This window comes from Paenibacillus suaedae (genome assembly GCF_032337355.1).
Lineage (GTDB): Bacteria > Bacillota > Bacilli > Paenibacillales > Paenibacillaceae > Paenibacillus_B > Paenibacillus_B suaedae.
Genome location: NZ_JAVYAA010000009.1, coordinates 113,150 through 139,766, shown reverse-complemented (window position 1 = coordinate 139,766; position 26,617 = coordinate 113,150). Strand labels below are relative to the sequence as shown.

19 protein-coding genes are annotated in these 26,617 nt (G+C 44.9%); all 19 read left to right on the top strand.

What is annotated here, in order from left to right; genetic code table 11:
- The first annotated feature begins 65 nt into the window (after window positions 1-65).
- The 19 genes from spoIID (at window position 66) to metK (ending at window position 26,458) form a co-directional block, all read left to right on the top strand.
- Window positions 66-1,247 (top strand): stage II sporulation protein D, encoded by a 1,182-nt coding sequence (gene spoIID, locus RQP50_RS26820; RefSeq protein WP_315747255.1) that lies wholly within the window; start codon window positions 66-68, stop codon window positions 1,245-1,247.
- Window positions 1,248-1,411: 164 nt separating this feature from the next.
- The gene (locus RQP50_RS26815; protein ID WP_065291428.1) at window positions 1,412-2,206 is read left to right on the top strand and encodes a M23 family metallopeptidase; all 795 of its coding nucleotides are present in this window, start codon (window positions 1,412-1,414) and stop codon (window positions 2,204-2,206) included.
- 349 nt (window positions 2,207-2,555) lie between these two features.
- Window positions 2,556-2,843, top strand: a complete 288-nt coding sequence (gene spoIIID / locus RQP50_RS26810; protein WP_021257153.1) for a sporulation transcriptional regulator SpoIIID — start codon at window positions 2,556-2,558, stop codon at window positions 2,841-2,843.
- A gap of 168 nt (window positions 2,844-3,011) precedes the next feature.
- Window positions 3,012-4,010: a rod shape-determining protein gene (gene mreB, locus RQP50_RS26805; protein WP_021257152.1), complete on the top strand. Its 999-nt coding sequence runs from the start codon at window positions 3,012-3,014 to the stop codon at window positions 4,008-4,010.
- 45 nt (window positions 4,011-4,055) lie between these two features.
- On the top strand, window positions 4,056-4,937 hold the full coding sequence (locus RQP50_RS26800; protein WP_315747254.1) for a flagellar hook-basal body protein: 882 nt from the start codon (window positions 4,056-4,058) through the stop codon (window positions 4,935-4,937).
- 23 nt (window positions 4,938-4,960) lie between these two features.
- A complete protein-coding gene (locus RQP50_RS26795; protein WP_315747253.1) occupies window positions 4,961-5,785 on the top strand; it encodes a flagellar hook-basal body protein in 825 nt (274 codons plus the stop codon).
- A gap of 17 nt (window positions 5,786-5,802) precedes the next feature.
- On the top strand, window positions 5,803-6,276 hold the full coding sequence (locus RQP50_RS26790; RefSeq protein ID WP_083545107.1) for a DNA-directed RNA polymerase subunit beta: 474 nt from the start codon (window positions 5,803-5,805) through the stop codon (window positions 6,274-6,276).
- A 182-nt stretch (window positions 6,277-6,458) separates the two neighbouring features.
- Window positions 6,459-6,992, top strand: a complete 534-nt coding sequence (locus RQP50_RS26785; RefSeq protein ID WP_072729063.1) for a CDP-alcohol phosphatidyltransferase family protein — start codon at window positions 6,459-6,461, stop codon at window positions 6,990-6,992.
- Between the two features lie 285 nt (window positions 6,993-7,277).
- On the top strand, window positions 7,278-7,709 hold the full coding sequence (gene fabZ, locus RQP50_RS26780; protein ID WP_021257147.1) for a 3-hydroxyacyl-ACP dehydratase FabZ: 432 nt from the start codon (window positions 7,278-7,280) through the stop codon (window positions 7,707-7,709).
- Window positions 7,710-7,898: 189 nt separating this feature from the next.
- On the top strand, window positions 7,899-9,905 hold the full coding sequence (locus RQP50_RS26775) for a DUF5693 family protein (protein ID WP_315747252.1): 2,007 nt from the start codon (window positions 7,899-7,901) through the stop codon (window positions 9,903-9,905).
- Complete coding sequence (gene csaB / locus RQP50_RS26770) at window positions 9,881-11,065, top strand: polysaccharide pyruvyl transferase CsaB (protein ID WP_315747251.1); 1,185 nt, start codon at window positions 9,881-9,883, stop codon at window positions 11,063-11,065. Before RQP50_RS26775 ends, csaB begins: the two co-directional genes overlap by 25 nt.
- 13 nt (window positions 11,066-11,078) lie before the next feature.
- The gene (locus tag RQP50_RS26765) at window positions 11,079-11,837 is read left to right on the top strand and encodes a WecB/TagA/CpsF family glycosyltransferase (protein WP_021257144.1); all 759 of its coding nucleotides are present in this window, start codon (window positions 11,079-11,081) and stop codon (window positions 11,835-11,837) included.
- Between the two features lie 114 nt (window positions 11,838-11,951).
- Window positions 11,952-13,085 (top strand): MraY family glycosyltransferase, encoded by a 1,134-nt coding sequence (locus RQP50_RS26760; RefSeq protein ID WP_268624079.1) that lies wholly within the window; start codon window positions 11,952-11,954, stop codon window positions 13,083-13,085.
- A gap of 633 nt (window positions 13,086-13,718) precedes the next feature.
- Entirely contained in the window at window positions 13,719-17,729 is a 4,011-nt protein-coding gene (locus tag RQP50_RS26755; protein ID WP_315747250.1) for an S-layer homology domain-containing protein, read from the top strand.
- A gap of 613 nt (window positions 17,730-18,342) precedes the next feature.
- Window positions 18,343-21,393, top strand: a complete 3,051-nt coding sequence (locus tag RQP50_RS26750; protein WP_315747249.1) for an Ig-like domain-containing protein — start codon at window positions 18,343-18,345, stop codon at window positions 21,391-21,393.
- Between the two features lie 146 nt (window positions 21,394-21,539).
- A complete protein-coding gene (locus RQP50_RS26745; RefSeq protein ID WP_315747248.1) occupies window positions 21,540-24,116 on the top strand; it encodes a hypothetical protein in 2,577 nt (858 codons plus the stop codon).
- A gap of 63 nt (window positions 24,117-24,179) precedes the next feature.
- On the top strand, window positions 24,180-24,731 hold the full coding sequence (locus RQP50_RS26740) for a hypothetical protein (protein WP_315747247.1): 552 nt from the start codon (window positions 24,180-24,182) through the stop codon (window positions 24,729-24,731).
- Between the two features lie 104 nt (window positions 24,732-24,835).
- Complete coding sequence (locus tag RQP50_RS26735) at window positions 24,836-25,099, top strand: alpha/beta-type small acid-soluble spore protein (RefSeq protein ID WP_021258874.1); 264 nt, start codon at window positions 24,836-24,838, stop codon at window positions 25,097-25,099.
- Window positions 25,100-25,258: 159 nt separating this feature from the next.
- On the top strand, window positions 25,259-26,458 hold the full coding sequence (gene metK / locus RQP50_RS26730; protein WP_005544758.1) for a methionine adenosyltransferase: 1,200 nt from the start codon (window positions 25,259-25,261) through the stop codon (window positions 26,456-26,458).
- Window positions 26,459-26,617: the final 159 nt, after the last annotated feature.

The following is a 26,617-nucleotide window of genomic DNA, read 5'->3' as shown; positions in this document are numbered from 1 at the left end:
CTTTTCGTGAAATGCTAGATAAGAAAGTGAGAGGAATCGTTAAAATAGAAAGAGGAGTGAGACCAATGGCAACGCAACCGATGTTATCTGCGCAGGCGCGGCGGCTCGCACGCTGGCTGAAGCCGCGCCTGCGCCTTGGTGGCAGGGGTCGCTGGGGCCTGCGAAGACGCCCCCTGCCGCTGCTAGCGCGCACCGCCCTATGGGCTGGCGCGCTTATTGCGCTCGCGCTGCTCGTGCCGCTCCTGCTGGTGCAAGAGCACCAGCAGGGGGTAAGCACGAGCGCTCGTAGCGAGCGCGCGGCGCCGCAGGCGCCGAAGGTGTCGCCGCCGCCCAGCACAGCGGCGGCGCAGCCCATGGTGCGCGTGTACCTGAGCGGCACGCGCCAAGTTGAGAGCGTCGCGCTGGAGCAGTATGTGCGCGGCGTCCTCGCAGCAGAGATGCCGAGCAGCTTCGAGCTCGAAGCGCTCAAGGCGCAGGCGATGGCCGCCCGCACGTACATTATGCGCCGCCTGCTGGCGCAGGATACAAGCGGCGCACCTGAGGGGGCCGACGTAACCGATACCGTCGCCCATCAAGCCTATAAGCCGCTCGCGGAGATGGAGCGGCTGCCGAAGGAAGCGGCGGCGAAGCTGAGCCGCGCCGTAGAGGAAACAGAGGATCAGATCATTACGTATGAAGGCAAACCGATTATGGCTGCATTTTTCTCCACAAGTAATGGATATACCGAGAATGCCGAGGATTATTGGGGAAACCCGGTCGCTTACTTGAAAAGTGTGGCAAGCCCTTGGGATGAACGGGTAGCGCCGCGATTTGCGGAGAGCACTACATATAAGGTAGAGGCGCTTCTATCAGAACTAGGTGTATCCGCGCAAGCATTGAAGCTGCAATCCGGTGGCGGGACATCAAATAAGTCCGGATCCGCGCAAGCCATTCGGAATCAGCTCCGGATCTTATCCCGTACCCCCGGAAAGAGAGTTGGTCAAGTTCAAGTCGGTACAGAACAGTTCACAGGTCGCGAAATTCGAGAGAAGCTAGGGCTGCGATCGAGTGCATTCGATTGGAGCATGGTGGATGGAAAACTAGTCATTACTACGTACGGTTTCGGGCATGGTGTTGGCATGAGCCAATACGGTGCGCAAGGAATGGCCAAAGAAGGGGCTACTGCGGAACAAATCGTAACGTACTATTATAAGGGTGTGAAGGTGGACAAAGCTTCGAAGTTAGCATCGGCTAAACTAAAAGGATAGTTCAGCAAGACGCAGATCAATTATGCAGAGAGGCAGGGAAAACCCTTGTTATATAAGGAGCTAGACTTCTTGCAGAAGCATTGGTAGCTTCATATCTTAAAAATTAGCATTTCTACGTATAAAAGTACTAGCCTCGGTAACAATGGTTACTGAGGTGATCACAAATGAGTGAACAAAACCAAAATCAAAACTCAAAAAACAAAACAACGATGAATACATCTACGACAAGCACAGCAAATCCGTCTGAAGCCTCCAAATCGATGCAAGGGGCTCAAGCGGTTCACACATCCTCATGGAGAAAGCTGTTGTCGAAGAAATGGGTATTCCCCGCTTTGTACATGGCCGCAGCAGCAATTATCCTAACTCTAGTCTGGGTCTATCAAGACTTGAATCACAAACCGCTCGACCCAAACAAGGATGCGACGCAAGCAGGGCAAACAATCAAGCAAGGCGAATCAACTGCAGGTACAACAGCTGGCACCAAAGAGGACGCAGTCGAAGTAGTTGCAACCAACGAAACACTCGGTTGGCCAGTGGCGAATTCTGGTGATGTAGATGTCGTCATGCCGTACTATGACGAGAAGGCTTCGAAGGAAGAGCAAGCGGCAGCAATGGTGCAGTACAAGCAAACCTTTACTCCGAATGTAGGTATCGACTTGGCGCGCAAGGACAAGCAGGCATTTGATGTAGTAGCTGCAATGAGCGGTAAAGTAACACGTGCTGAACAGCATGCGACGAATGGATTTGTTGTCGAAGTCGATCATGGCAATGGCATGAAGACAGTATATCAGAGCTTGGCTGATGTGAAAGTAAAGCAAGGCGATGCTGTGAAGAAGGGCGACGCGCTAGCTACAGCAGGTCGCAGTGAATTGGAGAAGGAACTGGGCGTTCATGTTCACTTTGAGGTGTACAATGAGAATAAGCCAGTAAATCCGACAACGGTTCTGGTTAAAAACTAATTCAGTAAAACATGGTAACAACATCGGGCGAATGTCTTAGGGGCATTCGCCCGTTTTTTATTTGTTGGGGGAATAGCGGAATTGAAACGAACTTTTTCTAATATTTTTTTGCTCTCGCCACTCCAATGATGAATGATCGAATTTACGGATTATCAAGAAGAGAATTTCCGCTTGACTAAGCTTTTTTTCCTGTTTTAACTTTGCTTGGATTGCCTTGTTGTTCGACTTGTCCGATGAGAGCCTTGGCAAAAATATCGGCTAAGCCAAGCTTGTCAGGCTCGGTTACAACGCATAAGTGTGCGACCCACTCATATAATGTACCAATTAAACCGAGTAGGGAGGCGGGAACGTGCACGACTACATCAAAGAACGGACCATCAAAATCGGCCGCTGCATCGTCGAAACGAAGCATACGGTTCGTACAATCGCTAAAGAGTTCGGCGTGTCTAAAAGCACGGTGCACAAAGATTTGACCGAACGGCTGCCTGAGATTAACCCCGATCTGGCTGATCAGGTGAAGCACATTCTCGAATACCATAAGTCCGTTCGTCACTTGCGTGGTGGAGAAGCAACGAAGATCAAATATAAGAAGACGACTTCAAAAAAACGTGAGGTGATGACGGCCGGTAAATCCTAAACCACCACCCCATTCCAATAACTTTTTAAAATGTGAGCTGCCCTCCAATCTGTCATTGAACGTAGCAGAGAAAGTATGATATGGTAAACGATGAGTAAATATTTTGCAGAAAACGGTCGTAATTTCTCGATTTAGACATGAAAAATGAATGTGGAGGCTCTCGAACTTATGCTTAGCAAGGATATTGGAATTGACTTGGGAACGGCAAACGTTCTCATCCATGTCAAGGGGAAGGGGGTCGTCTTGAACGAGCCTTCGGTTGTAGCAATCGAAAGCGATTCAAAGCGAGTCCTCGCCGTGGGTGAAGAAGCCCACAGAATGGTTGGTCGGACACCGGGCAATATCGTACCCATCCGCCCGCTTAGAGACGGAGTCATCGCTGACTTCGAAGTTACGGAAGCAATGCTGAAGCACTTTATTTCACGAGTCGGCGGTCGCAAATGGTACTCGCACCCACGCATCTTGATTTGCGCGCCGACAAATATTACTTCAGTAGAACAGAAGGCAATTCGCGAAGCGGCTGAGAAGAGCGGTGCCAAAGATGTTTTCCTGGAAGAAGAACCGAAGGCAGCGGCAATTGGCGCGGGTATGGATATCTTCCAACCGAGCGGCAACATGGTCGTTGACATCGGCGGCGGAACGACGGACGTGGCGGTATTGTCCATGGGAGACATCGTTACCGCCTCTTCTATTAAAATTGCTGGGGACAAGTTCGACAGCTCCATCATGAAATATATAAAATCCAAGTATAAGTTGCTAATCGGAGAGCGTACGTCTGAAGATATTAAGATTAACATCGGGACGGTGCGTGAAGGTGGACAACGGGAAATGGACATCCGCGGACGTGACATGGTTTCGGGCCTCCCATATACCGTAACGATCACATCCGATGAAGTTCGAGAAGCTTTGTGGGATCCAATTTCTTCGATTGTCGCTGCTGCGAAATCGGTATTGGAACGGACACCGCCAGAATTGTCGGCGGATATTATCGATCGCGGCGTCATTTTGACTGGCGGCGGGGCGCTTCTTGATGGATTGGACGAGCTGATGGCTGACGAATTGAAGGTTCCTGTGCTTATTGCAGAGGATCCAATGCATTGCGTCGTCAAAGGTACCGGAATCATGCTGGATAATTTGGACAAGGTCGTTAAGAAATCATTCGTTTAATCCGATATACATTGTATATGCTTTGACAGATCGGGAGGAAACGACATGATTAGAGGTTTATATACAGCTGCCTCGGGCATGATGACCCAACAACGGCGGCATGATACGGTTACGAATAATATAACGAATATCAATACGCCCGGGTTCAAGTCAGTAACAGGGGCAGTGCGTTCATTTCCTGAGATGATGCTGTCCTTACAGGGCGGAGATAAAGGGGCAGGTCGTACCATTGGCCGCTTGAATACAGGGGTATTCGCGGAAGAGAGCCGTATGCTGTTCAGCCAAGGCGATCTGATGCAGACGAATCAATCAGGCGACTTTGCATTATTGACGGATTTGGGCGTCCCGGGCGTGGTCTTTGATGCTTCAGGCAAGGGACGGGATGCGCAAGGCAATATTGTTTATAAGCCGGAAGCATTCTTTACGGTTCGGGAAGGCAATGAGTTGCGTTTTACGCGTGATGGCCATTTTCGCTTGAATGCCCGCCATGAGCTGACGACGGCAGACGGAGCACTTGTGCTGAACCGGAACCAAGCTCCAATTGTATTGCCGGCGAATGCGTCGATAGATGATATCAAACTGGATGGGACAGGCCGGATGTATGATGCGCGAACGAACGCTGCGATTGGAGGGGCAGATCTGCTCATTTCCCGTATCGACAATCCGAATCAGCTTATTCGGACGGGGAATGGCCGCTTCCGACTGGACGCAACAGGGGCTGGGCAAGCAGCAGCAGTCGCGTGGACAGCTGGTGATCAACAGCAAATTCAGGTACAACAAGGTTATTTGGAGCGTTCTAATGTAGATCCTACGCAATCGATGACGGATATGATGACGGCATTCCGTGCCTATGAGGCGAATCAGAAAGTCGTTCAATTCTTTGATAAGACGCTGGAAAAGACGGTCAATGAGGTAGGGCGCGTCTAAGCGCTTAGAATAGGAGGAACGATATGAACCAGTCTATGATTTCTGCAGCCTCTTCGATGAATGGCATTCAGCGCAAGCTGGATATCGTCGCGGACAATATGGCGAACTTAAATACGAACGGTTATAAGCGGAAGTCAGCGACATTCGCTGATGTGCTTACGAATGTAAGACAGCATGATAAGGATTACCGCCAACCAGGAAGAGCGACCCCGATGGGATATACGCTTGGCTATGGATCTTATTTGACTGCATTAAGTCGAGACTTCACGCAAGGGGCATTGAAGCAAACAGGTGTAAGTACGGATTTTGCGTTGGAAGGCAACGCGCTATTCGAGCTCGAACTGGACAATGGTCAATCTGCTTGGATTCGAGAAGGCGGTTTTCATTACACGATTGATCCGAATACGAAGGAAAAGGTGCTTGTGACGGCTCAAGGGGATAAGGTGCTGGACAAAGACGGCGCTGAGATCCGAATTGGACTGGATCAAGAGATACAGGTTAATGACAAGGGGCAAGTATTCGCGACGAAGAACGGCTTGACGGTTGTTCCGAATCCGATCGCTACGCTGAAGGTAGTAAAGCCGATCAGCCCAGAACTCCTTATTCAGACAGAGAACAACTATTACGTAATGGCCCCAAATACGAACCGCAATGCTATTGTGGAGGATCTTGATCTTACACAAAACCAAGCGGTTCACGTTCGGCAAGGCATGATTGAGCAATCGAATGTATCGCTGATCGACGAGATGAATGACTTGATTCAAGCGCAGCGAGCGTATCAGATGTCCGCTCGGGCCTTGACTTCCGGAGACGCGATGTGGGGGCTTGCGAATAACCTTCGCGCGTAAACGAAGCAGGTGAGATAATGAGTGACCAAGAAGGGAAAGACAAGAAGCTGCTCGATTATGAGTACGAGCCGCTGCAACAGGATATATCGTTAGCGCGTCTGCACCGCTCTCATTCCGGCTCGGAACCAGAGGATGTGGAGACGAAGACGGAGGCCGAATCCGACGTTCATGAGGAATTGCCGGTAGTGGGCAAGCCTGCTCAGCAGCCAGTATTCGAAGAGCGGCGCAAGCAGCGTCTGCGCAAAGGTAAGGATGCTGCTAAGCCAGCGTCTGAGGTGGAGCAGGAAGAACCTCAGCCACCTCAGCAGAAGCCGGTTCGTCGTTCGAAGGCAGGGAAGTGGATTTTTCGACTGGCTATTGTCCCACTGTTATGCGTGCTAGCCACATTCGGCGGAATGGTTGCCGGATTTGTCGTGTTAGGTAAGGGCTCTTTTACAGATGCACTGAATATAAACACATGGACACACTTGTTCCAACTTGTGTTCGGATAGCGGAGTCCCCACTTTGTGGGGATTTTTTGCTTGTTTGGTGGCCGAAAGGACTTTGTCCGTCATCGCTCCCCCCTTGAGGGCTATAGGGAGCTATACGATTTGATAAAGTTTCATTTTTGTTTTCGGGCATGTATAATGAGTTGGAGGAACAATGAAAATGGGGGGAACTGGGGGTTTTGAGGTTGAATTTACCGAATATGTTGACGATGATTCGATTCGTTCTCATCCCCGTATATGTGGCTTTGTTCTTCATAGGTGAGCGGTACGCCGCATTCGGAGTTTGGTTGCTCGCTGGACTGACCGATATTCTGGACGGGTATATCGCGCGCAAACATAATTTAGTAACGAATATCGGCATGATGTTGGATCCATTGGCAGATAAGCTTATGATGTTGACCGTCATGTTTTCTTTGCTATGGTCTGGAGATATGCCATGGATGGCTGCTGTAGCGATGCTGATTCGAGATGCAGGGATGATTGCATGTTCCGCTTTATTTCATTTCAAGGGAAAGAAGACAGTGCCTGCGAATTGGATGGGGAAATTGACGACAGTCTTCTATTATATCGCGATCCTGTTCGTCTACTTCCAATGGACTTATGCAGTTGAGCTCTTATGGGTGGTTATCGTATTCTCATTCCTTACATCCTTTATGTATGCGCTCTTGTTTATTCGAATCAATCGCAAGGAAGAGGCAGAAGCTGAGCATCGGATATGATGCAGGCATGTCTCTTGTGGGACAACGAAAGAAATGTTTATTTTTACCTTGATGACGATTCATCATTTGTTTTACGTTCAAGTTACTTGTCTTTACGTGTCTTGCTAAGACAGAATGACTTGCATGGAAGTTGCGCATTCTGATTCTAAGAAGAGAGCTCCCCGAACAGCCGAAGCTGCGGGAAGCCCCTTATCTCAACCTTCAGGCCTGCAGTCATGAAGGATGATCTTAGTATTGACGCATAGCTGTCGTCCTATACGGCAGAGGAAGAGAGGAGATTGCATTATGTTGACAGTTGAGCAAATCCAGGAAATTATTCCACACCGTTACCCTTTTCTGCTCGTTGATCGTATTCTTGAAGTAGAAGAAGGCAAGCGTGCCGTCGGAATTAAGAATGTTACAATGAACGAGCCGCATTTTGCAGGTCACTTCCCTGGTTATCCGGTTATGCCGGGAGTTCTCATTGTTGAAGCGCTCGCACAGGTTGGTGCAGTAGCTATTTTGAAATTGGAGCAAAATCAAGGGAAACTTGCTTTCTTTGCTGGAATCGACAATTTCCGTTTTCGTGGACAAGTCGTACCTGGCGATACGCTTACACTTACAGTAGAGATTACACGATTGAAGGGGACGATCGGCAAGGGACAGGCTACAGCCAAGGTTGGCGATAAGGTCGTTGCTGAAGGTGAATTAATGTTCGCATTGTCGGATCGCGAGTAGAATACAGCATAGGTGGAATCATTTGCAATGAATGCAGAGAGTTCGGTTATTCTAAGGATAACCGGAGCTGAACATTAGCTGTGTGCCATCGGTGTCGAATGGACTCGGAACTCATCGAATGATGCACGATAGAAGCATTGTGATATTCCACATGATGATGTATTCGGAATGGCTTAAGGAGGGAAACAAGTGTTTCAACAGGTAGAGAAATGGAACCGACAAATGAAAAAGTGGCTATGGCTTGTGGTCATTGTCGGACTGGTAGCTGCTATTCCTGTAGCAGTGCAGCGCGTACAGACAGAACAGTCGGCGAATAAGGTTGAAATTGTATTCAATTATCGTAATTTGGTCGATATGTCTGCGCTGATGCCCAAGCCAAATGAATTTATTGATGAGCAGTTGGGACGCTTAAAAGATGCAGGCGTTCACACGATGGCGTTGTTCGAAAGCAATTTGTCGGATATGAAGTCCGCACGAAGATTGTTGATTTACAACTCTAGCGATGCAGCAACGCTGCAGAAGAAGCTTCCGCCTCTGAATGAAAATTATACATATCTTTTGTTCACGACATCTGAGAACGAACAGAAGCTTTCTCCTATGATTGAGAAGACTTTCCTTCGTTTGGGTGTAGAGGTTCGTACGTGGCAGTATGAAGGCCACAATGGATTGATCTTGGAAACTCCGGTTGAATCCGCAGTAATGAAGTCAATGCCACAGGATCCAATCACAATTCAGATGCTTGTGGATAAAGGATATACAATTATGCCGCGTTTGTCCGACAGCTCGGAATATGATCAAGAGCAAATGGATGAGCTGCTGCAATACTACAATTCATTGGGCGTAACGCGTATTCTCTTTGATGGCGATGCAGTTAAAGGCTTTAATGATGATGCAGAGAAAAAAAGTTTGACAGGCTTTGCTGATCTATTGAATAAGCACAACATCGGTATTGCTGCCATTGAAGGCTTGAAGAAGCCGCAGCAGGGGATGAACAAGCTTGCTTATTTGACGAAATATAATGTAGTTCGACTTCATTCGATTAACGATCAGGAGTCATTCAATGAAATCGATGTATTAGCTGATCGCTTCTCGCTTGCTACGAAGGATCGCAATATTCGGATGATTTATTTGAACGCAGGTGTGAAAAAAGATATGAAGAAGTCTGAGATTGTGACTTCCATTGATAATCTGATTCACACACTGAAAGAGCCTGGAGATGCAATTGCATCGATTGAGAAAAACGGATTTACAATGGGTACAGCTGAACCATTTACGGTATTTGACGCTTCTTGGCAGAAAATTGCGAAGATTATCGTAGTTATTGGCGGCGTAGCATTAATCGCGCTGATGCTTTCTTATTTTGTGCCGGCTGTGATGCTTCCTGCCTTCGTTCTGGGCTTGATTGGAAGCGCAGGAATGTACGTATTGAAGCCAGCCTTCTTCGAGCAAGTGCTTGCCCTTGGGGTGGCGATAAGTGCGCCAACGATTGCGATGGTGCTCGCTGTTCGAAGAGTGGACATGAGTCCTCCGGTTACAAGCTTCAAGGCTCGCTTTGGCAAATCGGTTGGATTGTTCTTGCGCACGACGGTGTTGTCGCTGATGGCTATTCCGTTCGTCATTGCATTGCTTAACAACATTACGTACAGCCTTGTAATAACTCAATTCCGTGGAGTCAGTCTGCTGCACTTCCTGCCGATTGGCCTTACCGCATTGTATATCTTCCTCTACCGTGGAGATTCTGTTGTGAAGGAAGCCAATCGTTGGCTTAAGATGCCGGTTACGGTATTGATGGTCGTGGCTGCTGGCGTCGCGGGCGTAGTGGGATTGTACTACCTGTCGCGTACGGGGAACGCAGGTAACGTATCTTCCTTGGAAAAATCGTTCCGTTCCTTGCTTGAGAATACGTTGGGAGTTCGGCCACGAAATAAAGAGTTCTTGATGGCGCACCCGTTGTTCTTGATTGCGGCATTTGCAGCATATCGTTATCGGATAGCTCTATATGCATTCATCATCGCGGTTATCGGCCAGTTGTCCATGGTTGATACATTCGCTCATATCCATACGCCGATCATCATGTCGACACTTCGTACACTCCTTGGTCTTGGCCTTGGACTGGTTATCGGGATCATTGGCATTTTCGTGTGGACTATCATTGAAAGGTGTTGGGATGCATGGCGTCCAAAGCTACAAGAATAGTACTGTCCGGATATTACGGATTCAATAATAGTGGTGACGAGGCGGTTCTGTTGTCGATACTGACCGCCTTGGAACGTGCTGGCGAAGAAGCTGGCATGGCAATCGAGCCTGTCGTATTGTCTGGTGATCCAGAGACAACGACTCGGTTGTATGGGGTAGAAGCTGTGCATCGAATGAAGCCCGGAGCCTTGCTGGGTGCGATTCGCAGCAGCGATGGGTTGATTAGCGGCGGCGGAAGCTTGCTGCAGGATGCGACCAGTTCGAAGACGATTCCTTATTACTTAGGTGTGCTGAAACTGGCACAGTGGTTCCGTAAGCCGACGTTCATTTATTCGCAAGGAGTTGGTCCGGTAAACCGCCAGTCTTTCTATCCGTACATTCGTCACGTATTTTACCGAGCTGCTTATGTGTCTGTACGTGATCGTGAGTCTGCAGAGCTTTTGATGCGAATGGGAGTAGGCAAAGATGCGATCCATGTTGTACCTGATCCAGTAATGGGTCTTCGGTTGCCGTCATCTGGGCAGCCCGCACTCGATTATGGGACAGGGTTCGATGCGGCAGGCCGCCCCTATGTTGGGGTTTCCCTTCGATTCTGGAATCAAGATCGATCCGATATGGATGCGATCGCTGATATGCTGCTTCAGCTTAGTCGGATGCGGAAAGTCCATTTGCGGTTTTTGCCGTTCCATGGAGCAAGTGATGAAGAGGCATCCCGTTATGTCATGAAGAAGCTTGAGGATAAGGTTTCCGAAGTAGAGGGATTGTGCGGCGGCCCATCACCTGCTGCTTCTGAAGCTGGCACGGTGATGAGCTTATGCGCTCCGCTTGAGCATCCTCAGTCCATGCTGCAGGAAGTAAGTCAATGCCGGGTGTTAGTCGGAATGCGATTGCATTCTCTCATTTATGCGGCCTCCCAAGAAGTGCCTCTTGCGGGTATTTCTTATGATCCGAAGATCGACCAATTCCTGCATCGACTGCAGGAAGAGGCGATTGGCACAACAGCCAAGCTAGATGCTGCTCGTGCTGCATCTCATATGTGCTGCTTGCTCGATGATGTAGATGGCTGGCGCGAGAAACATCAAAAAGCAATAACTTTATTGAAGCAAGAAGCAGAACAGCCAGCGCAACAAATTGTGCAATGGCTGCGTCATAAGGCGTAAGGTGGTTTGTGATATGTTAGAAATGAAGGATGTACCTAAGGTTTCGATTTACGGCATTCCCTTTTCCAAGTTGAATATGGAAGATACCGTAAAGCTTCTTGTTGATCATATTGACGCTGGGCGCTCCATTCAGGTGATTACAGCGAATCCCATCATGGTGATGGCCGCCTTGGAGAATGATAAGAATATGGCCGTCATGAAGCAGGCGGACTTGGTTGTTCCAGATGGAACAGGCATTGTCTGGGCAGCTAATAAGTTCGGTGATCCTGTCGTTGAACGAGTAACGGGCTTCGATCTGCTGCATGAGCTGCTGAAGATGGGTGAACCGCGCAAGTGGAAGGTGTATCTCTTGGGTGCAGCTCCAGAGGTGGTTCAAGCGGCAGCAGAACGGTTACAAGAACAGTATCCGTCCATCTCCATTGTCGGATACCGAGATGGCTTTTTCAAAAGTGATGAAGATGAAGAGGTTATTGCACAAGTTCGTGCGGCGAATCCTGACTTATTGTTCGTTGCTCGCGGAGCCGACACACAAGATCCTTGGATTGCAAAATATCGCCAACAGCTGCAAGTTCCCTTTATGATGGGTGTTGGGGGCAGCTTTGATGTTATTTCAGGCAAGGCCAAGCGGGCACCAATGTGGGTACAGAAGCTGCGTATTGAATGGCTGTATCGCTTAGTCAAGGAACCGAAACGCTTCATGCGAATGATGGCATTGCCTAAATTTGCTTGGAAAGTGATGCGGGATAAAGATAAGCCCACAAAAGTGCAGTAAAATGACGCTTAATCTTTCATTTTCGTAAGTTTTCACATGAATCCGGCATTGGTGTTTCCATTTTGAACGGAGTATAATTCGATCCGGTAACATAAATGGGGGTTGAAACTACCGATGATGACCGTATACGCAATTGGTGGCTGCCTGGCAGCTCTGCTGCTTGCCACAGGATTAACGCCTTTAGTGAAGAAGTTTGCGATCAAAGTAGGTGCGGTTGACGTACCGAATGCGCGGAAAGTGCATACGCGCATCATGCCCCGCATGGGTGGTTTGGCTATTTTTGCGGCGTTCGTACTGACGCTGCTTGGACTTATGTTATTTATCCCTGATACACTGCTTGGTTCATCGCGAGATGCGAATCTTGTGAAGGCACTGCTTGCCGGAGGCTCCATCATTATACTGATTGGTGCACTGGATGATCGTGTTGAGCTGTCCGCGAAAGCGAAACTGCTCGGTCAGATTGTAGCTGCGTGTGTCGTGGTATTCGGATTTGATTTAACTGTAGACTTTGTAAATGTGCCGTTTGGCGATAAATATTTATTTATTGAAACATGGGTTGCAATTCCGCTTACGATCTTCTGGATCGTTGGTGTGACGAATGCAATTAATTTGATTGATGGCTTGGACGGACTGGCTGCTGGTGTTTCCGCTATTGCCATTGCTACCATCCTCGTCATGGCGATCTTTATGGGCAATCCGGTAATCATCTTGCTCTGCGCGATCTTGCTTGGAAGTATTATTGGATTCCTTTTCTTTAACTTCCACCCAGCTAAGATCTTTATGGGGGATTCCGGTTCCTTGTTTTTAGGCTTCAGCTTGGCTGTCTTGTCCATGCTGGGCTTCAAGCAGATTGCAATCATGTCGTTCATTACACCATTGCTTATTATTGGTGTGCCGCTGTCCGATACATTCTTCGCTATTGTACGCCGCTGGCTGCAGAAGAAGCCGATCTTCGCACCAGACAAAGGTCACTTGCACCATTGCCTGCGCGAACTGGGCTTCAGCCATCGCAAGACAGTGCTCATCATTTACGGGATTGCTGCATTCTTCGGATTGCTGGCGGTTATCCAATCCGTAGCCGCATCGCATGATGCGAACTGGGTAACGCTCGTTGTTATCTGTGTGTTGCTCGTATCGCTCCAGCTTGGGGCTGAAGTGATTGGTATCGTAAGTAAGACAAGAAAGCCGATGCTGAACATCCTGCACCGCTTGCGCATGAAGGTACACGCTGAATCACGTTCGAAATAACGATAGCCACAAGTCTTTTATGGGGACTTTGATGAAGTAAGAAGGCAATTATAATGTATGTTGTAACCTTTGCTCTTGAATGGATCAGGCTTGTCCTGAACTACTCGAGGCAAAGGTTTTTTTATACTCGTCTATAGTGTCCAATATGCTTTTCGATATGATATGTACTTCTATGTCGCGCTGCTGGTTCTATATCACCCATTAGAATCCTTCTATAGAGTCATTTTTCCTCTTTCTTGACAACCTCATATAGGATCGTTTATGAACTTCTTTAGTAAACCATTGAAGTGTGGATCTATTCAATTCAACTACTTAGCTATTCCCTTTTAAAAACACCTCAAAAAGAACCTCTACAAGTATCTTGTAAGTAGGTCTGTTAAATCTCCTTTTTATCATTTTTAAGTGCTTAATAATTCCCCTCAATGTGTGCCTCTTAACTAAAGTCTTCTGAAAGTTCTACTTCCGTGAGCACCACAGTAAATGTCCTTTCTCTTCTCTTTGTCTGTTCTCAATACAAACTTCGGAGTTTTGACTAAAATTTAGGACGAAATTAGCCGATAACAGAAATAACAAGTAAGAACGAGCCGATGGAGGCAACTCAACTACGGTTCTATAATAAGGAGGCTATTAGCGTTGAAGAAACTGGTATCCATACTGTTGACGCTCGCGCTTGTCGTTACGCTTATCCCGGCATCTCTCGGTACAGCAGTATCGACGGCATTCGCAGCAAGCGCCAACCACTTCGTATTTCCGAATGAACAGTATTCTCCTACATCTGCACGTATAACAAATAGTGAACGTGTGACGCTTGAGGGAACATTGAATGGCGTTAACGGAAATTCGATCTCTTATAGCGTGTACAAGCTGAACAAGAATCCTGATCCAACCGCGACGGATAAATATTTAGTGGATCAAAACGACAAACGTGAAGGCCAAACGGCCAACATTATGATCAATGGTTCGAAAATCCAATTGTATAATTTGCAGTTGTATCCTGGATTGAACCAAGTTACATTCAAAGGCTTGCAAGGCATGTCGGATGTGTATGACTCCATCTTCATCGAGTATCGCAATGGTCCAACGATGTACGACATGTCCGTATCCTTGGATGGGAATGTGTATAACTTAAAAGAAGATGAATCGACAATTGTTTACTCCGATGCTTCCCAAGGGAAAAAGTCGGTGAACGTCAGCATCTCGGGTAAAGCACCGAATGCGGATAAGGTACAAATCGAAGTGAACGGACGAAGCTGGTCCTTCGGCGTATCCAAAAGCAATGATTGGACGTTCTTTGCTTCTCCAATTGCCATTGAGCAAGGCCGGAACTTAGTTAAGATTAAAGTATTTAACGGCACACAATCGGTTGAAACAACAAGAGAAGTGGCATTTTTCAATGGTGATGTGACGTTCCATGATGTTCACATGAAGGAAAATGGCGGAACAACAAAATATGATTTATCGCAAAGTCCTACGATTACTGCCAATACCAACGGTGTAATTTATGGGCGCGTTCTTATCCCTTACGATTCAACCAAAGCGAAGCCAACCAGCGTGGGTGTTGCATATGAAATGATTGAAACGGGTAGCGGTAATAAAACAAACGGAAATGCAACGAATGTGGTTGAGGTTTCCTCGAATCCGAAATTTGTGGAGTACTCATTTGAAATACCAGGCGCTGTCCAAAAAAATAAGCGTACCAACCTAACATTGACATCGACGAACTATGCTTTGTCTACTCCTTCATTGCAGAGTATGTCTGGATTTTCCGTATTGTTGAAGGATGCGAACCAACCATATATCTACGCAGCTAATTATTTGAGTGGATATAACAACACAATGACGCCAGGGGAAGCTGTGGCGTTGCAAGGCGGAAAGCTGGATGGTGCGCAGTTATTCTCCATGCCGGCTGCGATTCAATTTTTAGTTCCTAATGGAAGCAGTCCTAGAATTTCGATTGAATCTGTAACAGACGCATTAGGCAAAAAACAAGATCCTAATACTTACAATTTAAACCCTACGATTGTTGCTGAGGACGTAACGGTTCAAAATATCAATGGGGTGCCGACTTCTATGAGCCGGGTTGTATATCTGATTGATAAGCTGCCAAGCACAGGTAAACAGACGATTGTGTTTCGTTTGGATGGCTCCACGGAAACATATACGGCAACTGTTACACTTTTGTACGGGCCATATGTGAAATACGACGGTGCATTTGACGGCCAAAAAATTTATACGGACACAACAGATTCTAATCGTCAAGCTCAAGTTATGAAAGAATTGCAGGACTTGGCGGGTCAAATTTACAATATTGCCAACGAAAATGAGATCGAATACTCAGGGCCGAAACAAACGGTATTCTTCAGTATCAACAATACAACATTGGAACTAGCCAAAGGTACAACAAATAGTCAGTTCAAATTAGTAAGCCCACAAAAGGCCTTTGATGCGTTGTATATGGGAGACAACAAAATCAAATTTGTATTCCGTTCTCAAAAATCGCATTACGAGAACACGATCACAGTAACGCTCATTCCGACTAACTTACCGGTAATTCCAGCACCTGAGACAGACGGAATCTATCCATACAGCACAACGTATCCAGATCCGAAGCCAAATGACCCCCGCTTTGAGAAAAAAGGCAGCGTTTATCTGACTCGTGAAGCAAAAATGAATGTATACGGTACATTCGACTTTGTTGATCTCGGAAAAAATAAAGCTGAAATTGAAGGAAAACTTACTAGCTTGCGGGGCAGTGGTACTACAAAAAATGAGCTTCAAAATTATAAATTGGTCATCCAATCGCCTGTATTGAAAAACGACAAAAACCCATTAGGTAAAATCGAGTGGACACTGGAGAATATGTTCACCGACAAAAATGGGGATACGTACAATTCGAGTGCAGTAGTTAACGGCATATCGGTGTACTACGATAATGATAAACAATACTTTAGCTTTATTATTAAGGGCATAAGTCTTCCGGGAGATGGAACCCCTGTCGCAATGAACATGACAGTATTTAACAGTGGCGAAGGTGGCCCTCGTGCAACATATCGTCTGGAAGTCGTACCAGTAGATGTGCCTTACACGATTTTGAAGCCAGCGCTTGAAAAGCGAGTGGTTAACCAAAACTTTGTTGAAGTCATTATTGACTCGCCAGGTGCAGAAAAGGTAGTTATTAATAAAATTCCAGCAGAAAAAATTATTTACTACCCAAGCTATGACAAGACACAAAAGCCATACGAAAATGCGTATCGTGCATTTGTCGTAGGACTTAAAGCAAATAAAGACAATAAAATAGAAATTGCCATTTCAAGAGGCAAGGATACCTTCAAAAATACGATTACGGTGAAGTACGTACCTACGTCAATTCCAGGGGCTCAGTATATGGAGCCAATGAAAAAATCACATAAGGTATTTGAAGGAATTGTGAACTTGACTTTCGAAAAAGGTGCGAATCTCGTAAGACGCGACTATAATGTGCCGCAAAACTTCAAAAACCAAGTATTTAGTGGTCACAACCTACTGTTCGCGATTGCGAATTCATTCGATGGTGAAGTAGATCGACGTGAATTTGAGTATCAGCCTGCGAACTATGACTTGGCGAAGATAGAAGCAAAGAACATTTTCGAAGCAAGCTTCCCTGAACGCTTTATTAAGGCTGGTCCAGTTATTTGGATGGATCCAGGTCAAGCGGATGACATCAAGACAGAGTCTGTTTATGACCCAATTAAGTATGGTGTTGAGCCTTATCAGTATCCAGGTTCGCCAATTGAGATGTTCTATAAGCGCGACCTGCGCAATGAACTGATCATGTCTAAACCGGGTAAATTGACATTGAGTTATGATAAAAACGTAACCGATGATGGTGGTCGCACTGTGAGTGTGTTCCGTTTTGATTCGGAATTACAGCAATGGGAGAACATTGGCGGTGTTGTAGATTCGAAGAAACATACCGTAACCGTTCCAATTACGCGCTTTGGATACTATGTTGTTGGTAAGATGTCTTACTCTTATCATGATGTGGTACAACATCCATATGCACGTGATTTCATTGAAACGATATTTGCAAAAGGCGTTATGAATCCATTTGATCCATTCTCCATGTTTGGTACAGATATGTATGTATCTCGTGGTGAATTCACTCGTATGATTGTCCGTGCGAAAGAGATGCCATTGAATTATGACGGTAAGAAACATTTCAATGACGTCGTTGTACCAGCGGCTGATAAGATGAATACGATTAATGTGAATCAGCTGTGGGACTTCCGCTATGTGGAGACGGCTGCACGTGATGGTATCGTTCGTGGTGTTTCACCGAATGAATTTGGTGGGGACTACTCGATTATCCGTCAGGATGCAGCGGTAATGCTTGCGAAAGCTTTGAACATGAAGCTTGAGACGAAGCGTGATAAAGTTCGCAAGGATCTGTTGAAGTATTTCCAAGATGCGGACAAGATAGATTACTATGCACAGCCAGCGGTACTTGCTATCGCGAAGAAAGGCTTCATTACAGGAGTTCCGATTGACCCATCTGATCCGAAGAAGGGTTATGTATTCCAGCCATCTGCGAATATGCTCCGTGGCGACGCTGCTCTCATTATGGCGCGTGCTATGATTGATTTGAAGAAGCTGCCGAAGATGTAACATAGATTCAACGTGTACATCTTCGGGTAATAAGGAGAGAGCCGATTTTGCCCGGCTCTCTTCCTTTATATAATAGAAGATATTCGTTTTATTAGGATCATTGATCTGGTAAACATGTAATGAATCTACCTATGATCATATTCATGGGTGATCTGTCATTCAGTGGAAAACATTAGCCAGTGACTCCTTCTTAGCTTGGCGCTATACTAGGAGATGTATTCGTTCATGCATACATATAGATGAATTCAAGTATTGCAATATGTATAGCATATCCGTGTATATGCGTTACTGAATGTAATGAGCAAGACATTGTCTGAAATCTGCGAAAAAATTTAAAAATAATTTTCCGTAGAGCGCAACTTTTTCGAAACCTGTGCGTTTAATATGATGAAGCTCGAATACAGTGGTTAATTTAATTATTGTTCCCTGTATTTCACAAAAATATACTTTACGCTAGGCAGTTGACATTGTATAATGTCTAGAGTGGTATGAGCATTTCTATTTATTTTCATTTGTTCCTAATCGATTACTAGTTTCTGTGGCATGTCCTTATGTTGCAGACTTCTTTTTAGATTACATTTCGCTCACTCTGAGGAAGGGGGTGAATCGGCGAATGAGGGAAATGAACTATCAAACTTCTACGCAACAAACTAAACAAACGAAGCAATTTAGAGGAGGAGAAAAAAAGGTTATGAAGAAAAGATTGGCCCTTCTGCTTTCCGTTGCTATGGCGTTCTCTATGTTCGCAAACGTAGCTTTCGGTGCTGACGCAGCTAAAACAACTCAAGAGAAATTTGATGCATTGAAAACTCAAGGTGTATTCAACGGTTATCCAGATGGATCCGCTGGCCTTGATAAAGACATGACTCGTGCAGAATTCGCGAAAGTACTCGTGAAATTGTTCGGTCTGAAAGAAATCCATGGTGAATATTCTTACAAAGATAAAAACTATGGTAAAAATAACTGGGCAGCTCCATTCATCGAAGCTGTAACTAAAGAAGGCTTGATGCAAGGTAAAGATTTGGAGAAGAAGTTGTTCGACTTCAACGGCAAAATCACAGTTGAAGAAGCAGCTAAAACTTTGGTTAATGCTTTGAAACTTGAAGAAGTTAAAGACGCTCAAAACAACGCTTCTTCATGGGCTAAAGGTTTCTTCCAAGCGGCAGTTGACGCTGGTTTGTTCTCCAAAGATGCAAACCCTAAAGCGAACGCAACTCGCACTCAATTGGTAGAAGCAGCATATGCAGCTGACGAACTCGTTAAAGGTCCTAAAGTTGCATCTTACAAAGTAATCGACTCCAAAAACGTTGAATTCACAATGACTGACAAAGAAGTTGTGAAAGTTACTTTGGAAAAAGCATTGGAAGCTAACAAAGAAACTGAAGTTAAATTCCAATATAAAGGTAAAGACGTAACTGCTAAAGTTACTTACACTATTACTTCTGCTCAAAGCATCAAATCCGTTACAGCTGACAACTTGAAAGAAGTTGTTGTCGCATTTGACGGTTCTCTCGAGCAAAAATCTGCTGAGAACAAGAACAACTACGATGTTAAAGACATGAAAATCGAGAGCGTGACAATGGCGCAAGACAAAAACTCTGTCACAATCTTGCTTGAAGAAAATGGTTCCGACATGAAGAACCAAAAAGAAACTGAAGTGAAAATCAAAAACGTGAAGAACGAAGATGGTTCCAAAACGTTCAACGAAACAAAGAAATTCACTCCAGTTGACGTGAAAACACCTGAAATCAAAGAAGTTGTTGGCTTGGGTACGAAAGCATTCAAGATCGTATTCTCTGAGCCAGTTAAACGCGGTGATGCAGTTGCATCCGCCAACTACAAAGTTGACGGTTCAATAGTAGCAGGCAGCGTTGACTACATGTATCCAAATGTAGTAATCGTGAAAAAAGACTTGTCCGTTGGCACTCACAAAGTGAGCGCGAGCAGCATTGCTGACTTCTCCGGTCTGAAGAGCATTCCAGCAGACAAAGAATTCACGATTGCTGAAGATACAGCAGCTCCTGAAATCGTGTCAGCAAAGACAACTGATTTGAATGAGCTTGAGCTTGAATTCAACGAAACTGTTCGTTCCATCGAGAAAGTGTACCACAACACTTCCGGTAACACTGGTAAAATCACTTACAAAGACAACAAAGTTAAAGTTGTATTCAGCAACAAAATGTACAACGGCGACAACACGATCTATGTAAAGGGTGCAACTGATTACAGCGGCAACAAAGCTGACCGTGAAATCAAAGTGAACCCTACATTGGACACAACTCGTCCAGAAATCGTGAAATTGGAAGTTAAAGAAGTAGGCACATTGAACAACCATCAGTTGGTTCTTGAATTCAACAAAAAGATTGAAAAGGAATCTGCTGAAAACAACAAAAACTACACATTGAAAGATAGAGACGGCAAAGTCTTGACGGATAAAGATTTCAGTGGCGTAGATAGAGATGGTCATCCAGTTCAGAAGCCATCTTACAATGAAAAAGAGAACAAAGTTACAATCAACTTGAACGCTAAGTTGAACAACCAAACAGATTACATCTTGGATGTAACTGGTGTTCGTGACACTGCAGCATTGCAAAACACAATGGCTCCATGGTCGCAAACATTCACAGCTAAGCAAACTGCAAAAACAGGAATCGTTCGTTCTTGGTTTACTACTGAAAACGGCGAAGAAAACCTTTACGTTCAATTCAAGGACGAAATGGCAACTAGCGGTGATGGAAGCGTCTTGATTAAAGAGAAATATCTCCTTAACGGCAAATCTATCACAGATCATGACATCACTATGATGACTGGCGACACTGTGCGCATCACTGCTAAAGCAGGGAAATTGGGCTTTGACAGAACTAATAATCATCCGAATACTTTGTCTGTAAGTCAAGTGAAAAATTCTAAAGGTGATTACCTGAAGCAAGATAATGGGTACACTTTGATTTACAGCGGTACTTACGCTGAGAAATTCGAAAATGTAATTGCTATCAACAGCGTTAAAGTAACTTCTCGTGAAGAAGTTAAGGTTGAGTTTGGTGGAAAAATTAACTATGTGGATGCAGATGATTTCTCCATTTCCGTTAATGACAGCACATACTACAGACCTACTGATCATGAGTTGAGCAATGATGGCACAGTTCTTACTCTGAAGTTCACTGGTAACCAAATGCTTCCAGCTAGCTTGCCTAAAGCTAAACTTAACGTTCGTACAAATCCAAATACTGCAGACTTGTTGAACGTTAAAGTTAAGTCTGGTTCTAAAGATATCACTGACTTCACTAGCGTTAAACCTGAAGCAGTTGCTAGCTCACTGAGTGTTGCTCCAACAGCTACAGCTGCAACATACGAAGCAACAATTCGCGTAACAGCAGACGTTAAATTGGGTCAAAACCACTCAGCTGCTGATGCTGCAAAAATCTTCGTTGTAAAAGTTAACGAAGACACTAATGTTAAAGTTAACAGCGTAGAGCCAAATGGTTCTGCACTGAAAATTAACTTCACATTGACTGGTGACAAGAAGTCTCTGGTTAAAGATGAGGATACGATCTACGTTCAAATGTTGGATCAAGAAAACAACGTATTGAAGTACATCGTTGATACAAACAACATCAATGTTGCACTGAGTGGATTCTATGCATCTACTCAATACAACCGTTAATAATTAAAAGAAAGCCCTTCGGGGCTTTCTTTTTTTATACAAAGCTTACAACAATGTAACCCTCCAACTTGCTCAAAATCGCAACTTTCTTTTATCTTTATGCGTTATACTATATATGTAGATTCTACGCATAGGAGGAAAGTAGATTGAAAAGAACAACCGCCATTGCGACAATGTTATCGTTGTCCCTCATTTTAGGGGCGTCAGCCTTCCCTACGGCAAATATTTATGCTGCAGATACAAAAGCTTCTAAACAACAAAGCACAAGCAAGCAAACAAAACCTGCGGCTAAACCGACGCCAGTACATACGCTTAGTGAGTTAAAGCCAATTCGCTTGACTGCTAAAAGTGCAGTTAAGCTGACGGATGTAAACATGTATAAACAAGATGAAAGTAATATTTTGACGTATACGTTAACTTATTATAATAATGATCAGCGCAGCTTGCCGCTTATTGATTACTGGACGAAGGTTCGGACAAAAGGTGGTACGGTGTTTTCTAGTGTATTGACTACAAAGGATAAAGAGAAAAAAACAGTACCAGGTTTGTCTGAGATGAGTGTTACCTATTATGCAAAAGTAGCGAAGGGTCTTACCATTAATGATTTATTTTTTGATATCATAAAGTGGGATTTTAGCAAAGCTGGTTTTGAAAACAGATTGGGTTCTTTTCAAATTCCTACATGGATGACTGCATCGACTGTAGTTGGAAAAAGCAGCACAGTACGAATGAATGACATTCCTATAAAAACAAGCATTGATCGAGTAACCTCGATGCTTAATGAAGACATGAATTATGTAAATGTTGCAGTAAATGTGGAAAATTTAGGGTTTAAAGCGTTGGAGAATCCAACTTACAAATACGTAATTAAAACAGCAAGCGGAAGCAGTTACCCTCTTGTACCAGATAGCGCAAGTAAGGAGTATAAGCTGCAGCCTAGCGAGAAAAAGACATTGAATTTCATGACGGCAATTCCTAAGAGTGTCGTTATCAAAAACTTGGAGCTTCAACTACTGACAGAGGATGAGACAGCAAAAATTAATCTGCCTGTAGCAACCTTAAAGTTGCCAGCTTCGAATGCAGCCACTTCTGTTATTCCAGCGAATAAAGAGCAAGTGATAACGATCGACAAGGCAAAGGTAAGCACTAAAATTTTGAACGGTTGGGCAAACCAAAGTTTTGAAGATAATGATATTACATTGACCTTCCAATTTGAAAACTTATCGAATCGTCCAGTGACGATACCAAAATATGAATTTGTTTTGAAAGGGCCAAACGGATTATCCGTGCCGATCCCTACAAAATCACTAGATAATTTGACTTTGAAAGCAATGGAGAAACGACCAATCACATTAAGTGCGATGGTATCTACTGACGTGTCTCTTGAACAATTAAAACTTCAACTCAATAAGCCTGGAGATTCCGAACAAAAGGATCCAACTAAGCCTGAAACGAATCAAAAGGACTCGAATTTCAAGTTCCCAGAAGGAACTTATAAATTGCCTGATCTTCAATCCATGCGTAATCAAACGGGAATTGAATACGATGTGCAGCATAGCAAAGGCAACCTTGGAATCACAATAGAGTCTCTACAACGTCTACCTTGGTTAGACGGGGATGTACTGTCAGCAAAATTAAAAATTAAAAACAAAGAAACGAAAACAATTCAGTTGCCAGCTTTAGAAGGTGTCTTTAAATTGGATACTTCCGGTGTATCTGGTAAAACACAGGTGATAAGCTCGAATGGTGCTTTAATCATCGGAGCGAGGGAAGTCATCGATGTATACATCGTAACGAAGGTACCAAGTTATATGGACTTCTCTCAAGTCCAGACGGCGCTAATGGAGAAAATAGGGGAAACGGATAGTGCCCCAATTATTCAGTTCACGAATGGAGGCAAGTTAAGCAAATTGCCTGTCGTTGAATTTGGAAAAGTATACAATCTTACTACTCAAGGACGCAAAGCGGATATTGAAGTAAAGAACAGTAAGGTGTATGAAGGTGCCGTTGAACAAATCATCTATACGGATCTTGTTATGAAGAGCCAGGAAGAGCGCCAGACAATTTTATCTCAAATGGTAGCATACTATCGATCAGATGATGGACGTTACTATAAAGCAAATCTTTCCCAAGTGCAGGGCCCTACGAGTCCGCAAGGATTGAATGTCGTAACGGCATGGGTGAAAGTACCGAAAACGGTTAATAAAACAGATTTGCAGCTTATTATCGGTGAAGGAATTACCGAGAATAAACTAACACCTCCAAAGGGTGAGTCTGATGGATATATCAATGCAGTAGCAATGGATTTGAAAGTCGTACAGCCTACGGTTCAACGAGACTTTGTAAATCTTGATTTCTTCCCTTACTCATTGACACTATACAATTTTTATGTAACTGCCAACAGAACATCCAACTTGTCCATCGAGTTCTCTTATGATATGACTCGTCAACTCGAGTACAATATGGGAGAGTACGGTCATAAGTTAGTCATTGAAATTGTAGATTCTAGTGGCAAGAAATTCGAGAAAGAGGTTGACTTTGTTAAAGAATTTAAAGAGGGCAAGAACCAGTCATTCTCAACATCTATACCAGATGCCTTTTTTGAAAAAATCGAGAACGGTGGCTTCCAGCTAACCTTATATGATCTATTCGATAAAGAGAAGATCAAGCTAGCTAGCCATGGTAGTGCGTACAACATTAGAAACGCAAAAACAGCGGACTAAAACAATAAAGAAAACTCCCCTCGTAGAGGGGAGTTTTTGGCATAAGAAGTAGGGGAGGAAAAAATGAACAAATTTACGAAGGTTATTTTATCTACAACATTAATAACAGGGGGGATTGTGGCAGGTTCTATTTTGGGTGTGAATGCATTCGCAGCAGATACAACGCCGGGAACATCTTCAGATCCACTTGTAACGAAGAGTTATGTGGATCAACAAGTTAAATCCCTTATTCAAGCTGAATTGAAGAAAGGCAATACAGGCAATGACACTACGAGCAAGGACAAAGATAACCCGAAGAAGGATCAGCCTGAGGGCGATACAACAAGCAATACGGAACTTAAAGTCGTAACGGTTAAAACTGGTCAGAAGCTTATTGCTAAGGCTGGAACTGAAGTCATTGTCCGCAACGGAAGGGCAGTCATCACAAGCCCGGATGAGAATGGGGTGCCGGATGTAACGGAAGGCACAGATATCAAGAGCGGACAAGCGGTTGCGACGAACCACTTGCTGTTGTTCCCGCGTGATGGACGCGGTGTGATGCCAGATCCGCAGCAGGAGAATGGTTTGATTGTTATGGTTCGTGGTGGTTATTCAGTAGTACAAAAAGCAGAGTAATTAACATGAGCTGGCAGGGCGGGCAACATTTCCTGCGGGTGCATCCTCCCAAATGAGGCACAATAATTATCACTGATGCATATATAACGAGGGAGGATATTACCGTGAGCAAAAAAACGTTAGTGCCAGCCAGTAGAGACGCCCTGCACCGTATGAAATATGAGATTGCAGCCGAGTTCGGACTTCCGGTTTCTCATCACGGAGCGCATATTGGAATGGATACAGAGTTCGCTTCCGAACTCGGCAGCGTTCCGGTTCAACATACGACTAGTCATGCAGATTGGGGTACCTTATCTTCACGTGATGCTGGTTCGGTAGGCGGCGAAATAACAAAACGTCTCATTGCAACCGCACTGCAGCAAAAATAGGTAATCCAACTTTTGACGCTTTCATTGACAGGATCGGACAAATACAGTAATATGATTTTTCGAAGGCTGCTATAACAACCTTTTCCATTCGGGAAAGGTTCATTTTTTGTTTAGGCTGCTCATGGTAGAGCCATATTATAGGTTAGGAGGTCGAGTCCTATGTCATTGAAAGGACGCCACTTGTTTACGTCCGAGTCCGTTACTGAGGGACACCCGGATAAAATATGCGACCAGATTTCGGACGCGGTATTGGACGCCTTTTTGGCGAACGACCCGAATGCTCGGGTTGCATGTGAAGTATCCGTAGCCACGGGATTAGTTCTCGTCATAGGAGAAATCAGCACAAAGGCAGATTATGTTGACATTCCATCTATCGTACGCAACACGATCAAAGATATCGGGTATACGCGTGCGAAGTACGGTTTTGATTATAATACCTGTGCAGTATTGACCTCGCTTAACGAACAATCTCCAGACATCGCTCAGGGGGTTAACGCTGGCATTGAAACACGTACTGAAGATGCCAAGCAAGAAACCGAGAATATCGGTGCAGGCGACCAAGGCTTGATGTTCGGCTTTGCAACGAACGAAACGCCAGAACTCATGCCGCTTCCAATCGCATTGTCACACCGTATTGCTCGTCGTTTGTCCGAAGTACGCAAAGACGGCACATTGCCTTACCTTCGTCCAGACGGTAAGACACAAGTGACGATTGAATATGATGGAGATAAGCCAGTACGTGTAGATACGATTGTCGTGTCCACACAGCATGCGGAAGATACAACCTTGGAGCAAATCCAACGTGATATCAGAGAATTAGTTATTACTCCGGTCGTTCCTAGCGAATGGCTTGACGATAAGACGAAGTACTACATCAACCCAACTGGCCGCTTCGTAATCGGTGGGCCACAAGGTGATGCAGGTTTGACTGGGCGTAAAATCATCGTGGATACGTACGGCGGATATGCACGCCATGGCGGCGGAGCGTTCTCCGGTAAGGATCCAACGAAGGTTGACCGTTCTGCAGCTTATGCAGCGCGCTATGTTGCGAAGAATATCGTAGCAGCTGGCTTGGCTGACAAATGTGAAATCCAATTGGCTTATGCCATTGGTGTAGCTACTCCAGTATCCATTAACGTGGATACTTACGGAACAGGCAAAGTAAATGAAGAAAAGATTGTTGAACTGATTCAATCTCATTTTGATCTTCGCCCTGCAGGCATTATTAAAATGCTTGATCTGCGCAAACCAATCTATAAGCAGACTGCTGCTTACGGACATTTTGGCCGTACAGATTTGGATTTGCCCTGGGAACGTACAGACAAAGCAGATGCTCTGCGCGAGCAAGCGGGTTTGTAATCTAACCCTTTATTATTTGAGCGCTTATACAAGACCTCTTTCTGGGCTATCAGGCTTAGGAGGAGGTCTTTTTTGCGTACCGGTGGTGATGTATCTAAACTATTTCCTCCTTTTTACCGACAAATAGAGTACAACTGTCTTCGGAATGAAAGGAGCATA

Coding starts and splice junctions, on each gene's coding strand:
- metK (WP_005544758.1), top strand. CDS start 25,259: ATGTCATTGAAAGGACGCCACTTGTTTACGTCCGAGTCCGTTACTGAG.
- RQP50_RS26800 (WP_315747254.1), top strand. CDS start 4,056: ATGATTAGAGGTTTATATACAGCTGCCTCGGGCATGATGACCCAACAA.
- RQP50_RS26760 (WP_268624079.1), top strand. CDS start 11,952: ATGATGACCGTATACGCAATTGGTGGCTGCCTGGCAGCTCTGCTGCTT.
- RQP50_RS26740 (WP_315747247.1), top strand. CDS start 24,180: ATGAACAAATTTACGAAGGTTATTTTATCTACAACATTAATAACAGGG.
- spoIID (WP_315747255.1), top strand. CDS start 66: ATGGCAACGCAACCGATGTTATCTGCGCAGGCGCGGCGGCTCGCACGC.
- fabZ (WP_021257147.1), top strand. CDS start 7,278: ATGTTGACAGTTGAGCAAATCCAGGAAATTATTCCACACCGTTACCCT.
- csaB (WP_315747251.1), top strand. CDS start 9,881: ATGGCGTCCAAAGCTACAAGAATAGTACTGTCCGGATATTACGGATTC.
- RQP50_RS26795 (WP_315747253.1), top strand. CDS start 4,961: ATGAACCAGTCTATGATTTCTGCAGCCTCTTCGATGAATGGCATTCAG.
- RQP50_RS26765 (WP_021257144.1), top strand. CDS start 11,079: ATGTTAGAAATGAAGGATGTACCTAAGGTTTCGATTTACGGCATTCCC.
- RQP50_RS26815 (WP_065291428.1), top strand. CDS start 1,412: ATGAGTGAACAAAACCAAAATCAAAACTCAAAAAACAAAACAACGATG.
- mreB (WP_021257152.1), top strand. CDS start 3,012: ATGCTTAGCAAGGATATTGGAATTGACTTGGGAACGGCAAACGTTCTC.
- RQP50_RS26790 (WP_083545107.1), top strand. CDS start 5,803: ATGAGTGACCAAGAAGGGAAAGACAAGAAGCTGCTCGATTATGAGTAC.
- RQP50_RS26750 (WP_315747249.1), top strand. CDS start 18,343: ATGAGGGAAATGAACTATCAAACTTCTACGCAACAAACTAAACAAACG.